This window comes from Halorussus lipolyticus (assembly GCF_029338375.1).
Taxonomy (GTDB): domain Archaea; phylum Halobacteriota; class Halobacteria; order Halobacteriales; family Haladaptataceae; genus Halorussus; species Halorussus lipolyticus.
Genome location: NZ_CP119804.1, coordinates 604,244 through 617,348 on the forward strand (window position 1 = coordinate 604,244; position 13,105 = coordinate 617,348).

General features: G+C 65.6%; 14 protein-coding genes. 9 read left to right on the top strand and 5 right to left on the bottom strand.

Annotated elements, in window-relative coordinates; genetic code table 11:
- The first annotated feature begins 349 nt into the window (after positions 1-349).
- The 6 genes from P2T57_RS03150 (at position 350) to P2T57_RS03175 (ending at position 6,432) form a co-directional block, all read left to right on the top strand.
- The gene (locus P2T57_RS03150; protein ID WP_276301025.1) at positions 350-1,381 is read left to right on the top strand and encodes an NAD(P)/FAD-dependent oxidoreductase; all 1,032 of its coding nucleotides are present in this window, start codon (positions 350-352) and stop codon (positions 1,379-1,381) included.
- A gap of 175 nt (positions 1,382-1,556) precedes the next feature.
- Positions 1,557-2,498, top strand: coding sequence for a 1,4-dihydroxy-2-naphthoate polyprenyltransferase (locus tag P2T57_RS03155; RefSeq protein ID WP_276301026.1), 942 nt, complete (start codon positions 1,557-1,559; stop codon positions 2,496-2,498).
- A 6-nt stretch (positions 2,499-2,504) separates the two neighbouring features.
- The gene (locus tag P2T57_RS03160; protein WP_276301027.1) at positions 2,505-3,542 is read left to right on the top strand and encodes a mandelate racemase/muconate lactonizing enzyme family protein; all 1,038 of its coding nucleotides are present in this window, start codon (positions 2,505-2,507) and stop codon (positions 3,540-3,542) included.
- On the top strand, positions 3,535-5,121 hold the full coding sequence (gene menE / locus P2T57_RS03165; protein WP_276301028.1) for an o-succinylbenzoate--CoA ligase: 1,587 nt from the start codon (positions 3,535-3,537) through the stop codon (positions 5,119-5,121). Before P2T57_RS03160 ends, menE begins: the two co-directional genes overlap by 8 nt.
- A gap of 206 nt (positions 5,122-5,327) precedes the next feature.
- The gene (locus tag P2T57_RS03170) at positions 5,328-6,062 is read left to right on the top strand and encodes an NRDE family protein (protein WP_276301029.1); all 735 of its coding nucleotides are present in this window, start codon (positions 5,328-5,330) and stop codon (positions 6,060-6,062) included.
- Positions 6,063-6,087: 25 nt separating this feature from the next.
- Positions 6,088-6,432 (top strand): helix-turn-helix transcriptional regulator, encoded by a 345-nt coding sequence (locus tag P2T57_RS03175; protein WP_276301030.1) that lies wholly within the window; start codon positions 6,088-6,090, stop codon positions 6,430-6,432.
- Positions 6,433-6,445: 13 nt separating this feature from the next.
- Here P2T57_RS03175 and P2T57_RS03180 read toward each other — a convergent pair whose 3' ends face one another.
- The 5 genes from P2T57_RS03180 to gatC all read right to left on the bottom strand — a co-directional run bounded on the left by P2T57_RS03180 (position 6,446) and on the right by gatC (position 10,501).
- Entirely contained in the window at positions 6,446-7,234 is a 789-nt protein-coding gene (locus P2T57_RS03180; RefSeq protein ID WP_276301031.1) for a universal stress protein, read from the bottom strand.
- Positions 7,231-8,673 carry an APC family permease gene (locus P2T57_RS03185; protein ID WP_276301032.1) on the bottom strand — a complete coding sequence of 481 codons (1,443 nt, stop codon included), beginning with the start codon at positions 8,671-8,673 and terminating at the stop codon, positions 7,231-7,233. The genes P2T57_RS03180 and P2T57_RS03185 overlap by 4 nt, the downstream gene beginning before the upstream one ends.
- Before the next feature lie 54 nt (positions 8,674-8,727).
- The gene (locus P2T57_RS03190; protein WP_276301033.1) at positions 8,728-8,868 is read right to left on the bottom strand and encodes a hypothetical protein; all 141 of its coding nucleotides are present in this window, start codon (positions 8,866-8,868) and stop codon (positions 8,728-8,730) included.
- Positions 8,869-8,943: 75 nt separating this feature from the next.
- Positions 8,944-10,215, bottom strand: a complete 1,272-nt coding sequence (gene gatA, locus P2T57_RS03195; RefSeq protein WP_276301034.1) for an Asp-tRNA(Asn)/Glu-tRNA(Gln) amidotransferase subunit GatA — start codon at positions 10,213-10,215, stop codon at positions 8,944-8,946.
- A 7-nt stretch (positions 10,216-10,222) separates the two neighbouring features.
- Positions 10,223-10,501: an Asp-tRNA(Asn)/Glu-tRNA(Gln) amidotransferase subunit GatC gene (gene gatC / locus P2T57_RS03200; protein WP_276301035.1), complete on the bottom strand. Its 279-nt coding sequence runs from the start codon at positions 10,499-10,501 to the stop codon at positions 10,223-10,225.
- A gap of 290 nt (positions 10,502-10,791) precedes the next feature.
- Between gatC and P2T57_RS03205 the strand changes: the two genes are divergently transcribed.
- The 3 genes from P2T57_RS03205 to P2T57_RS03215 all read left to right on the top strand — a co-directional run bounded on the left by P2T57_RS03205 (position 10,792) and on the right by P2T57_RS03215 (position 13,035).
- Positions 10,792-11,760 carry a transcription initiation factor IIB gene (locus P2T57_RS03205; protein ID WP_276301036.1) on the top strand — a complete coding sequence of 323 codons (969 nt, stop codon included), beginning with the start codon at positions 10,792-10,794 and terminating at the stop codon, positions 11,758-11,760.
- Between the two features lie 270 nt (positions 11,761-12,030).
- Positions 12,031-12,504 (top strand): hypothetical protein, encoded by a 474-nt coding sequence (locus P2T57_RS03210; RefSeq protein WP_276301037.1) that lies wholly within the window; start codon positions 12,031-12,033, stop codon positions 12,502-12,504.
- A 54-nt stretch (positions 12,505-12,558) separates the two neighbouring features.
- A complete protein-coding gene (locus tag P2T57_RS03215; RefSeq protein WP_276301038.1) occupies positions 12,559-13,035 on the top strand; it encodes an NUDIX hydrolase in 477 nt (158 codons plus the stop codon).
- The last annotated feature ends 70 nt before the right edge of the window (positions 13,036-13,105 follow it).

The following is a 13,105-nucleotide window of genomic DNA, read 5'->3' on the forward strand; positions in this document are numbered from 1 at the left end:
CCGCAGGTCGCGCCCTTCGGCCACCCCTCCTCGAAAAAATCTGGACCAAAAAAGGGCCGCTCGCTCCCGTCGGTCGCTCGCGGTAGAATCAGCTAGTTTGTTCCGCACTGCAACTGCACCGCCACCGCGGCGGTTGGTCGGCCCATCAGAAAGCAATCCTAGACATTATTATGTTGTTCTAGACCATCTTCTTATTTCTTAAGCAAATGATTTTATTTTCCTTGACGACGGGTCGAGCGGACCCCCTCGCCGCTCCGTCGTTCGACCGCTCACTCGGGCAACGCCTTCGCTCGCGGCCGAACTCGCTCCCGCCCGCCGACTTAAGACTCTCAGACTCTAATTTGTGAGTATGACAGACCACGTTCGGGAGTACGAGGTCGCGGTCGTCGGAGGAGGACCCGCCGGTCTCACCACCGCGCTCTACACGACCCGACTGAGCCACGACACGGTGGTAATCAACCGGGGAGGGGGTCGCGCGGCCATGATGACCGACACCCACAACGTCATCGGAATTACCGAGGACGTATCGGGCAACGAACTCCTCCGGACCGCGCGCGAGCAGATTCAGCACTACGGGGCCGACTACGTTCGGAACTACGTCGAATCGGTCGTGGAGACCGACGACGGCCGATTCAGGCTCTCGACCGGCGACGGCGAGGAGGACCCCGAGTTCGTCGCCGACAGAGTGGTGCTGGCCACCGGGTTCAACGACGAGCGACCCGACCCGCCCCTGCCGCCGACCGGTCGGGGCCTCCACTGGTGTCTCCACTGCGACGCCTACATGTTCGTGGACGAACCCGTCTTCGTGATGGGGACCGGCGAGTCGGCGGCCCACGTGGCGATGATTATGCTCAACTTCACCGACGAGGTGGACCTGCTGACCCGCGGCGACAAGATTCAGTGGAGCGACGAGACCGACCGCCAACTCCGCGCTCACCCCGTCGAAATCATCGAGGACGACATCGTTCAGATGGAGAAGGACGACGACGGGTGGCTGGCGGGCTTCGAGTTCGAGGACGGCCAGTTCAGGGAGTACCGCGGCGGGTTCCCGATGTACGGGTCGAACTACAACGCCGAACTGGTCGAGCAGTTGGGGTGCGAGCGCAACGACGACGGCACCGTCGCTGTCACCGACGCGGGCGAGACCAGCGTCTCCGGCGTCTACGCCGTCGGCGACCTCACGCCCGGCCACAACCAGATTCCCGTGGCGATGGGCGAGGGCGCGAACGCCGGCATCGACATCCACTACGGTCTCCGGGAGTTCCCGAAATCCGTCGAGGACATCGAGGCCGAGGGCGAGGTGTCCCGCGACGAGGTGCCGGGCATCTCCCGAAAGCTTCGGGAGGCCGCCCGCGAGTTCCGGGTCGCCGGGGACGACTGACTGGAAGGAGCGACGGACCGCCTCGTCCTTTAAGTAATTCTGGCGACAAGGAGTAGATACGAGCGGAGAACGGTTCTCTCGGTAGTTTTCTTTCGTAGCTCTCGCTCCGTCGAAGTCGGGCGGTCGCTCTGCCGAAACCGCAGGGGCTATTGGCCGTCTGCCGTAAGTTCCGACAATGAGCGACACGGCTACCGAACACTCCCGCAGGGAGGCGTGGCTAATGGCCGCCCGACCCCACACCCTCCCGGCGGCCGCGGCACCTGTCATCGTCGGCGTCGGATTGGCGGTCCACGAAGGTCTGTTCGCGCCCCTCCCGGCGCTCGCGGCGTTCGTGGGCGCGGCCCTCATCCAAATCGGCACCAACTTCGCCAACGACTACTACGACGCCGTGAAGGGCGTCGATACCGACGAGCGAAAAGGATTCACTCGCGTCACCCAGTCGGGCCTCATCGCCGCCGAATCGGTCAAGCGAGCGATGTACGCCACCTTCGCGCTGGCGATTCTCGTCGGCGTCTACCTCGTGTGGGTCGGCGGCCTGCCCATCCTCGTCATCGGCCTCGCCAGCGTGGTCTCGGGCATCGCCTACGCCGGGGGTCCCTACCCCCTCGGCTCTCACGGCCTCGGCGACCTGTTCGTCTTCGTCTTCTTCGGCGTCGTCGCCGTGATGGGCACCTTCTACGTGCAGGCCGCCAGCGTCCTCGCCGGCCCCTTCCCGACGGGGATTCCGGCGGGTACGGTCACGCTCACAGCGTTCGCCGCCAGCCTCCCGGTCGCGGCCATCTCGACCAACATCCTCGTGGTGAACAACGTCCGAGACCTCGAAACCGACCGCGAGGCGGGCAAGAAGACGCTGGCGGTCCTCATCGGCTACCGGGCCAGTCGGGCCGAGTTCGTGGGCTTTCTGGGACTCTCGTACCTCGTCCCGGCGTGGTTCTGGCTCGCACGGGGCTACTCCCCGGCGGTCCTCTCGCCCCTGCTGACGATTCCCTATTCAGCGGCCATCGCCCGGACCGTCGTCACCGACTCCTCGGGCGAGGCCCTGAACCCCGCGCTCGAACAGACCGGGAAACTGCTCGCCGGCCACTCGGTGCTGTTCGCACTGGGCCTCGTCGCGTGAGAACCCATGAACGCCGAACTTCGCCCCTTCTCGCTCCCGCTTGCCGACCCCCTCGAAACCGCTCGGGGGACCATCGAGCGCAGGGAGGGGTTTCTGTTCCGATTGGAAGCCGAGGACGGCGCGGTCGGCGTCGGCGAGGCCACCCCACTCGCCGGGTGGACCGAAACCGGAGACGAGTGCCGGCAGGCGCTCGAAGACGCCGCCGACGCTATCGACGCCGGCGAAGACCCGGAGTCGGCGCTCTCGGACCATAATTCAAAATACACCCCGTCTGCGCGTCACGCGCTCGACCTCGCGCTCGCGGACCTGCACGCCTCGCGCGCGGGAAATCCCCTCTATCGATGGCTCGGACGGTCAGCGCGCGTCGAGAGCGTCCCGGTGAACGCGACGGTCGGCGACTCGGGCGTCGAGGAGACCGTCTCTGGGGCCTCCTCGGCCGTAGACGCCGGTTTCGAGTGCCTCAAAATCAAGGTCGGCGCGCGGTCCCTGTCGGCCGACATCGAGCGCATCAAGGAGGTCGCCGACGCGCTCCCGGCGGTCGAACTCCGGGCCGACGCCAACGGCGCGTGGTCCCGCCAGCAGGCCCAGCAGTTTCTGGACGCGGTAGGGGACAGACTGGCTTACGTCGAGCAACCCCTGCCGGCGACCGACCTCGGTGGACTGGCGGCGCTCTCCGGGCCTGTCGCGCTGGACGAGACCCTCGCCGAGGTCGATTTCGAGGACGCGCTGGACACCGCGCCCGAGGCAGTCGTCCTGAAACCGATGGCGCTCGGTGGACCCCAGAGGACGGTCGAAGTCGCCGAGCGCGCCCGCGAGGAGGGCGTCTCGCCAATCGTGACCACCACCATCGACGGCGCGGTGGCCCGGACCGCCGCGGTCCACATCTCAGCCGCGATTCCCGACGTTTCGGCCTGCGGGTTGGCGACCGCCAAGATGCTCGAAACCGACCTCGGCCCGGACCTCGCGCCGGTCGCGGACGGCCGAGCGATGGTCCCGCAGGGCGAGGGCAACGGCACCGCGGACACGTGGAGGTACCATGACTGAGCGAAAATTCACCGACCGAACGACGATGGATTGGCTGGCCGAACGAGCGCGGACCTCCCCCGAAGCGAGGGCGCTCGTGGTGGCCGACGACGAATCGACCGACAGCGAGGCCGAACCGACCGACGACAGGACCGAATGGACCTACCGGGAGTTGGACGCCGCAGTCGAGGAGACCGCCGGGCGACTCTCGGCGCTCGGGGTCCGGGCGGGCGACCACCTCGGTGTGGTGATGGAGACCCGAGTCGCGTTCGTTCGACTGGTCCACGCCGCGATGCGCCTCGGCGCGGTGCTGGTGCCCCTGAACGCCCGATTGGCGCGTCCGGAGCTATCGCGGCAGGCAGAGGTCGCGGACCTGAATCTGGTGGTCTGTGAGAGTGCGACCGAGGCCGACGCGGTGGCGATTTCGGAGGCTCCGGTCGCGTCGGTCGATGCGCCCGCGACCGATACGCCTGCGGCCGATTCGCCCGACGAGGGTGCGGTCGCGGCGCTGGGCGAACAGGACCCGGCGGACTTCGAACCAGCGCAGTGGTCCCGCGACCGGACCCACGCGATGCTGTTCACCTCGGGGACCACGGGCGACCCGAAGGCCGTGGCGCTTTCGATGGGGAACTTTCTGGCGAGTGCGACCTCCTCGGCCTTTCGCCTCGGGGTGACGCCCGACGATAGCTGGTTGCTCTGCCTCTCGATGTACCACATGGGCGGTCTCTCGGTCGTTCTGCGGTCGGCGCTCTACGGGACCGCGGTGGTCTTGCAGGAGGACTTCGACCCAGAGTGCGCCGCGGACGCCATCGCGGAGTACGGCGTGACCGGCGTCTCGCTCGTGCCGACGATGCTCCGGCGGATGCTCGACGCCCGCGAGTCGGTCGCCACGTCGCTCCGATTCGTTCTGCTGGGCGGCGCGCCCGCGCCGGACGAACTGCTTTCGCGGTGCGAGGCCCGCGGCGTGCCGGTCCACCCCACCTACGGCATGACCGAGACGGCCTCTCAAATCGCTACGGCGCGGCCACGCGAGGCGTTCGCGCACCGCGGGACGGTCGGACGACCGCTCCAGTGGACCGACGTGACCGTGGTCGGCGACGACGGCGACCCGGTTTCGGCGGTCGAGACCGGCGAACTCGTCGTCTCCGGTCCCACCGTGATGCGGGGCTACTACGGCGACTCGGAAGCGACTGCGGACGCCTTCGGCGAGTACGGCCTCCACACCGGCGACGTGGGCTACCGCGACGAGGAGGGCCGGGTCTGGGTCCTAAACCGGCGCGAGGACCGCATCATCACCGGCGGCGAGAACGTCCACCCCGGCGAAGTGGTCGAAGTCCTCCGGGACCACCCCGAGGTGCGAGACGCCGCGGTCGTTGGCCTCGACGACGACGAATGGGGCGAGCGCGTCGGGGCGCTGGTGGTTCCCGAGGAGGGTGCGGATTTGTCGGCCGAGGACATCGCGGACTTCTGTGACGACCGACTCGCGGGCTACAAGCGTCCTCGGACGGTCGCGTTCGCCGAGGAGCTTCCGCGGACGGCCTCGGGGACCGTCGAGCGCGAGGCGGTCAGGGAGCGGCTTCGGAACGCCGATTCGGAGTGACGGACCGCCGGGCGCGCTCGGTGGCACTTTCCATCAGTAGCCCGCTGTAACGATAGACTAACCATCTAATTGTTAAGGAACTATCTTTGACCTCCAAACAATCATATATATTGCTATCGTGAGAATCAACCCTCACCTCACGAACTTCCATGGCACGGACCACCGTAGCCGCGAGTTTTTAGCCAGCGGAGGGCGTAATTCCGGACGTGTGTACCCTCATCCTCGCGTGGCAGGTCTTCGACGGCACTCCGATAGCCGCGGCGGCGAACCGCGACGAAGCCACCGACCGGCCCTCACGACCGCCGGGGGTCCTCGACCGGGACCCGACCGTGGTCGCGCCGCAGGACGACGAGGCCGGCGGGACGTGGATAGGCTACAACGACGCGGGCGTGTTCGTCGGCGTCACGAACCGCCGGACCGACATCGAGGGCGAGCGTTCGCGGGGCCTGCTGGTCCGGGACGCACTGGCCCAGTCCAGCGCGGCCGAGGCCGCGTCGTTCGTCCGCAACGAACTCGCCGACCGGGAGTACGCCGGGTTCAACCTCGTCATCGCCGACGCCGACGAGGCCGGACTGCTGGAGTGGGACGGCGTTTTGCGAACCACCCACTTCAATCCCGGCGTCCACGTCGTCGTCAACGAGGGCTACAACGGGGCCGCCGCGAAGGCGGCACGCATCCAGCAGTCCGCCCGCGCGATGCCCGAGATGACTGCCGAGGAGTGGCTTGACCGCGCTGTCGGCGTCCTGCGCGACCACGATGTCGGGGCCTGCGTCCACGGTGATGGGTACGGCACCCGGTCCTCGTCGCTGGTCGCCATCGACGCCGCCGACGACGGACGCTACTGGTTCGCCGACGGCAAGCCCTGCGAGACCGATTACGCGGTCGTCTCGGCCGACGAGTCGGCGCAATCAGATGCTGACGACGCGGACGGTCAGTTTTAAACGCCTCGGGGTACGTATTCCGGGTATGGCAGTATCCGAGAAGGACCTCACCGAGGCGGAGCGCGCGGGTCTCGAACTCGTCCGGGAGTCCGGCGGCATCCACCAGAGCGACTTCTGGAAGGAGTTGGGCGTCGATTCCCGGAAGGGGAGTCGCATCGTGGAATCGCTGTACGACAAGGGTCTCGTCCAGCGCGAGGAGACCATCTACGAGGGACACAACACCTATCTCATCACCCCCGCGGCGCGTGACCTCGACTTCTCGCTTCTGATGGCCGGGGACATGCTCTCGCCGTTCATCGGCGAGGAGGAAGTTGACGCCGAAAGCGACGCCTTCTCGCAGTGGATTATGAACCTCGCGTACAGCGAGTAAACCGGTCTCGCGGTCAGTCGGATTCTCCGGTCGCTTCTTCGTCGGCCGACTCGTCTTTTTCCGCGTCGGAGTCCGTCTCCACCGCGGGCAGTCGCCGGACCACCAGCGCGGGCGTCACCGATTGGGTCGATACCTGTTCGGACACCTCGCCGAAGAACAGTTCCCGGACTGAGGGCTTGCTCTCGCCCATCACGACCAAATCGGCCTCGCCCGCCGTCGCCACGAGCGTCTTGATTGGCGTCTCCGAGACCACAATCTCCTCGGCGATTCTGTCGGCGGCGATGCCCGACTCGACCAGCGCCTCTCTGGCCCGATTCACGAGTTCCTGCCCGGCCTCGCGCTCGTCGTCCGACTCGGCGACGTGATAGAGCGTCACGTCGGCCCCGGTGGCTTCGAGGACGCCGGCCACCAGCGCAATCACGCGCTCGACGTTGACCTCGCCCCGGAGCGGGACCAGCACGTCCGCGATTTCGGTCGCCGGGTTGTTCAGCAGGACGGCGTCGCAGGACTCCTCGACCGCCACGCGCTCGAAGGTCTGTTTCGGTTCGTGGGTGAACACCATCCGGGTCTCGACCCGGCCGCCCGCCTCCTCGAACATCGCCACGAGGTCGGCCAGTTCGGACTGCATTCGCTCCTCGAACTGCATCCGGGCCTGTCCCGGCGCGGTCTGCTCCGGGATTTCGTGATAGCCGACCAACTCGACTGGGACGCCAGACAGGGCCTCGACCAGCGCGGGAGCGAGGCTTTCGCCCTCCAGCACCGCCAGCGGGACCAACACTTTGGGTTCGTCGGGGACGCTCATAGCGCACCCCGCAGTTGCACGTCAGAGGCGTACACCTGATACCATACGCCAGCGCCGACCATGATACTGACGCCCACGACCTGTGAGAGGGGTTGCATGAACGCGAGAAGTCCGAAACTCGCTATCGCGCCCAGAACCGGCACGAGGGGATACCCCGGCACCGTGAACGAGGGGTCGTACCACTCGGGGTCCGAGCGCCGCAGGCGAATCAGCGCAACACAGATGAGACCGTACATCACCAGATGGAGGAACGAGGCCACCTCGGCCAGCACCTCGACCCGACCGATGGCGACCAGCAGGAGGACCGGTCCTCCCGCCAACAGGAGCGCGACGTGAGGAGTCCCCCACCGAAGGTTGACCTCGCTCGCCCGCCGGGGGACCAGCGCGTCCCGACTCAGGGCGTAGAGCGCCCGCGACGAACTCAGAATAGAGGCGTTCGCGCTCGACACGGTAGCCAACAGGCCCGCCAGTAGGATAGCGACCGCACCCGCGTTCCCCAGCAACTCCCGCGCCACCGCGACGATGGCCGTCTCGCCGAACGCCGCAAGCCTCGCACTCCCGAACGCGCTGGTCGCCACGAAGATTGTCACGACGTAGAGCGCCCCGACTGCCACCACAGAGCCGACCATCGCCAAGGGCAGATTCCGAGAGGGCGACTTAATCTCGCCCGCGACGGTCGCCACCTGCGCGAAGCCCAGATACGAGGTAAATACCAACGCGGCGGTCGTTATCACCGGAAACGGCCCGAAGGGCAGGAAGGTCTCGGGCGCGGACTCCCGGCCGAACACCCCGAGCGCGTCGAAGACGCCGTAGGTCAGAAACCCGACGAGGACCACGATGAGGAGACCGACCACCGCGTTCTGGAACTTCGCGGCGTTCTCGGTCCCGGTGATGCTGACCGTGGTCAGGAGCGCGCCGAACACCAACGCCAGCGGCGTCACCGGCCCGATACCCCCGAAGGAGACGCCCACCTCGGCCAGCGTGGCCACCGCGTACTGGCCGAACCCGACGAGGTAGAACGCCGAGGCGAAGACGAGTCCCAACCAGACGCTCAGGCCGACGACGGCCCCGAACGCGGCCCCCATCGCCCGCGAGACGAAGTAGTAGCCCCCGCCGCTCCGGGGCATCGCGGTCGCCAACTCGGCGGTCGGCAGGGCCACCAGCAGGGCGATGACGGCCCCGATGGCGAACGACAGCGCCGCGGCCGGGCCTGCCTCTCCAGCCGCGAGACCGGGAAAGACGAAGATACCCGCGCCTATCATCGTCCCCACGCCGATGGCGATACCCCCGCCGAGACCGATGGTGCGCTCCAGTTCGACGCCGCCCTCGTGGACGGTGGCCTCGTCTGTGGTTTCGCCCTCCTCGGGGTGGATTCCTTCTTCTGTAACCTCGTCTGCCGGAGGAGAGGGTTCAGGAGTCGGTTCTGCGGGGTCGCTCATGGGGGCTAGACAACGCGGAGTGACAAATGATTGGGGTCAGAACTACCCCGCCGTCTATTTACTTGGGTCCGGCATCGAGACGCCTTCGACGCCTTCCATTGTCTCGTCGTAGAACTCCAGTTCGACCTCGATGTCGTCTTTCTCGGGGTTGAGTACGGACTTTTGCGAGGTCGCATCGGAGTTCGAGGTTCCCATATCGCTCACTCTTTCTATGTTTCGAGATAAAAACCGGTAGAGAGAAATCAGTCAAAGAGCGAGGAGTTCGCAAAACTACTGCTCTACTGCACTTCCGACGCGGATAATCTCGTCCTCGCCGAACGCCGGGCCGATGAACTGAATCCCGACCGGAAGCCCGTCTGTCTCGCCCGCAGGCACCGAAATCGCAGGGAGGTCGGCCAGATTCACCGGGACGGTGTTCGCGTCGGCGAGATACATCTGAAGCGGGTCGTCCAGACTGTCGCCCATCTCGAACGGCGGGGTCGGCATGGTCGGACTCGCCAGCACGTCCACCGACTCGAAGGCCTCGTCGAAGTCCTGCTTGACCCACGCTCGGGCGTCCTGAGCCTGCTTGTAGTACTTGTCGTGGTAGCCAGCAGAAAGGGCGTAGGTGCCAAGCAGGATGCGGCGCTTGACCTCCTCGCCGAAGGCCTCTCGGGAGTTGCTGAAGGCCTCGTTCCAGTTGCCGTCGAACCCGCCCGATTGGCCGTAGCGCACGCCGTCGAAGCGTGCGAGGTTCGAGGAGGCCTCCGACATCGCAATCACGTAGTAGGCTTCCACCGCGTGTTCGACCGAGGGGAGCGAGACCTCCTCGACGGTCGCGCCCTGTTCGCGGAGGTCGTCCAGCGTCTCCTCGAAGCGTTCTTTCACGCCCTCGTCTGCACCCTCCACGAGTTCGGTGGGGACGCCGATGGTGGTGCCCTCCACGTCGCCCGTGGCGGCGCTGGCGTAGTCGCTGTCTTCGCCTTCCTCGCGGGTCGTGGCGTCGTGTTCGTCGGGACCGCTGATTACGTCCAAGAGTTCGGCGGCCTCCTCGACAGTCGGCGCGAGCGGGCCGATTTGTTCGAGGCTGTTGGCGTAGGCGACCAATCCGTAGCGCGAGACGAGTCCGTAGGTGGGCTTGATGCCGACGACGCCGCAGAAGGCGGCCGGGTTGCGGATGGAGCCACCGGTGTCGCTACCGAGCGCGAGGTCGGCCTCGCCGGCGGCGACTGCCGCGGCGCTTCCGCCCGAGGAGCCACCGGGGACGTGGCCCTCGGCAACCGGGTTGGGCGCTGGGCCGAATGCCGAGGTTTCGGTGGTCGAACCCATGCCGAACTCGTCCATGTTGGCCTTGCCGACGATGGTCGCGCCCGCGTCTTTCAGGGCTTCGACCACGGTGGCGTCGTAGGGCGGCACGTAGTCTTCGAGCATCTCGGAGGCGCAGGTCGTCCTGACTCCTTCGGTGCTGATGTTGTCCTTGACCGCAATCGTCTTGTCGGCGAGGAGACCGTCGTCGTCGCCCTCGATGGTCTCCTCGGTGATGAAGATGTTGTCTGCGCTCATGGGTGGATTACGAGACGTTCGGTCCCTTGAAGTAGCCGTCCTCGGTCTCCGGTGCGTTCGAGAGCGCGTCCTCTTGGCTGAGAGAGTCGCGCACTTCGTCCTCGCGCATCACGTTCACGAGGTCGGACTCGCGCTCGACCTCGGGCACCTCTTCGAGGGTCTCGAAGTAGTCGAGGATGTCCGCGAACTGGTCGGTGAATCGCTCGACCTCGTCGTCGTCGAGGCCGACCCGCGCGAGGTCGGCGACGTGACGGACCTCCTCGGGACCGGGAGACGTGTCGCTCATACCTGTAGAGTCGCCACGGACCGGCGGTAAGGGTTTCGATACCGACCCCACAGAACTGGTATTAAAGGTTGCCGAATGCGGGGCTAACTGGAGTGTCGGAATACGGCCGACTGAGACGCCACAGATGGCAGGCACCGCCCGAAGCTTGAAATCGGAGAAACCGGTCGTTGCCACAGTCTTTAAGTAGAGACGGCCGTTACTAGAGTACGTCTTCTGAACCCCGGTATCCCACCGTCCCGTCCGCGGAGTACTGCCCTATCTACCGATGGCTGTCTCGCTACACTTCCACCATGACCGAAACACGCACTCGAACCCACACCGACGAGCAGACGACCGACGAAACGGAGCGTGAACACGAGGAGAACCGCTGTCCGGAGTGCAGTGGGAACCTCGTCAGCGACGACGAACGCGGGGAGACCGTCTGCGCGGAATGCGGCCTCGTCGTAGACGAGGACCAAATCGACCCCGGTCCGGAGTGGCGGGCCTTCGACGCCAAGGAGAAGGACCAAAAGAGCCGGGTCGGCGCGCCCACTACGAACACGATGCACGACAAGGGCCTCTCGACCAACATCGGCTGGCAGGACAAAGACGCCTACGGCAACTCCCTCGGCTCTCGCCAGCGCGAGAAGATGCAGAGGCTCCGCAAGTGGAACGAGCGGTTCCGCACGCGGGACTCCAAGGAGCGGAATCTCAAGCAGGCCCTCGGCGAAATCGACCGGATGGCGTCGGCGCTCGGCCTGCCGGACAACGTTCGGGAGACGGCCTCGGTCATCTACCGCCGGGCGCTCGACGAGGACCTCCTGCCCGGACGGTCCATCGAGGGCGTCGCCACCTCTGCACTCTACGCCGCCGCGCGGAAGGCCGGCACCCCGCGGAGTCTGGACGAAATCAGCAACGTCTCGCGGGTCGAGAAGGACGAAATCGCCCGGACCTACCGCTACGTGGTCCGAGAGCTGAGCCTCGAAATTCAGCCCGCGGACCCCAAGAGCTACGTCCCGCGGTTCGTCTCGGACCTCGGCGTCAGCGACGAGGTAGAGCGCCGAGCGCGGGACCTGCTGGACACCGCCACCGAGAAGGGCATCCACAGCGGCAAGTCGCCGGTCGGTCTGGCCGCGGCCGCCGTCTACGCCGCCGCCCTGCTGAGCAACGAGAAGGTGACCCAGAGCGAGGTCAGCGACGTATCCGACATCAGTGAAGTCACGATTCGGAACCGGTATCACGAACTCCTCGAAGCGAAAGAGGACACTATCGCGCCCTAACTCGCTGTTTTTGTCGCGTCAGTCGCGGGGAAGATGAGCCGTTTGGCAAGTGGAAATATAATTGTTTGTTTGAGAAATGTATTTATGTCCTATGGAATGGTCTAATTATGTCTGCCGGTGGCAAGGGGGCTATCTGTCGGCGGTTATTCTCGACGGTGACTGACTATCGCACTGGCGACTCGTGGTCAGAGGCCGCAAGTCGTCTCACCGGGCGGGTTTTTCCGAACGCGAAGGTACTTGCTTTTTATATCTCTGACATAAGGCGGAGGTATGGCAGACGACATCTTCCGAATCACCGTTGACGAACCAAATTACAGTCGCGTCCTCGGAACCCCGCCTGAAGACTCACTTTTGGAAGATGCAGGTCTACTCGACTTCCGCCAATCGCGGCTCTGGGCGCAGAAAGGCTCCGAGGAGGGAGAGCAGGTATACGCCGCGATAGAATCCGGCGATGGACTCCTCTTTTATAAAGTACAACGCGGACACGCAGAAGATGAGGGTCGGTACGTCGGCGTTGGACGTGTCGGAGAAACGAAGCGACTGACCGAGGAGCAAGCAGAAACGCTGTTTCACACGCCGCTCGCTCGACTCGCCTACACCGTTACCGACTTCGAGCCGATTTCGAAGTCGATTGTAGACGTAGAAACGGTCCTTGGCTACGGTTCGTATCCCCAGAGTAGTCATCGGGTGACTGATGACCGGTACAGCTCCGTAGATTCGGCTTTACAGACGCTATCAGAATAGGCTCCGCGACTTCAGACCGTAACTCGCAAATTCCGACCCTCCTTGTCCTCCGACATGGAGACTACCCGCCACTTCACCGCGACGACCTACGTCGTCAACGACGGCGCGCTCGCCCTGCACTACCACGACCGACTCGAAATGTGGCTCTCGCCCGGCGGCCACGTGGACCGCGACGAACTCCCGCGAGAGGCCGCCCGCCGGGAGGTCCGCGAGGAGACCGGCCTCGACGTGGACCTCCTCGAACCCGAAACCTCCGTCCCGGTCGAAGCGGGCAGGGAACTCCCGCCCGCCGAACACGTTATGCTATTCGACATCAACGTCCACCCCGACGGCGAGGTCGGCCACCAGCACATCGATTTCGTCTACTTCGCCGAGGCCGAGGACCGCGACATCGCTCCCGAGGGCCACGACGAGGCCGACGCCGACGAATGGGTCTGGTTCACGCCCGAGGACCTCCGGACCGACGACGAACTCACCGAGGAGGTCGTCCAAATCGGCTTGGAAGCTATCGAGGCGGTCGGCACGCGCTAACCGGGCGAGACACCCTGACAGTCGAAGTCGTCGGTTGGTCGGTTCGGAAAATAGTTGTGAAGAATACATT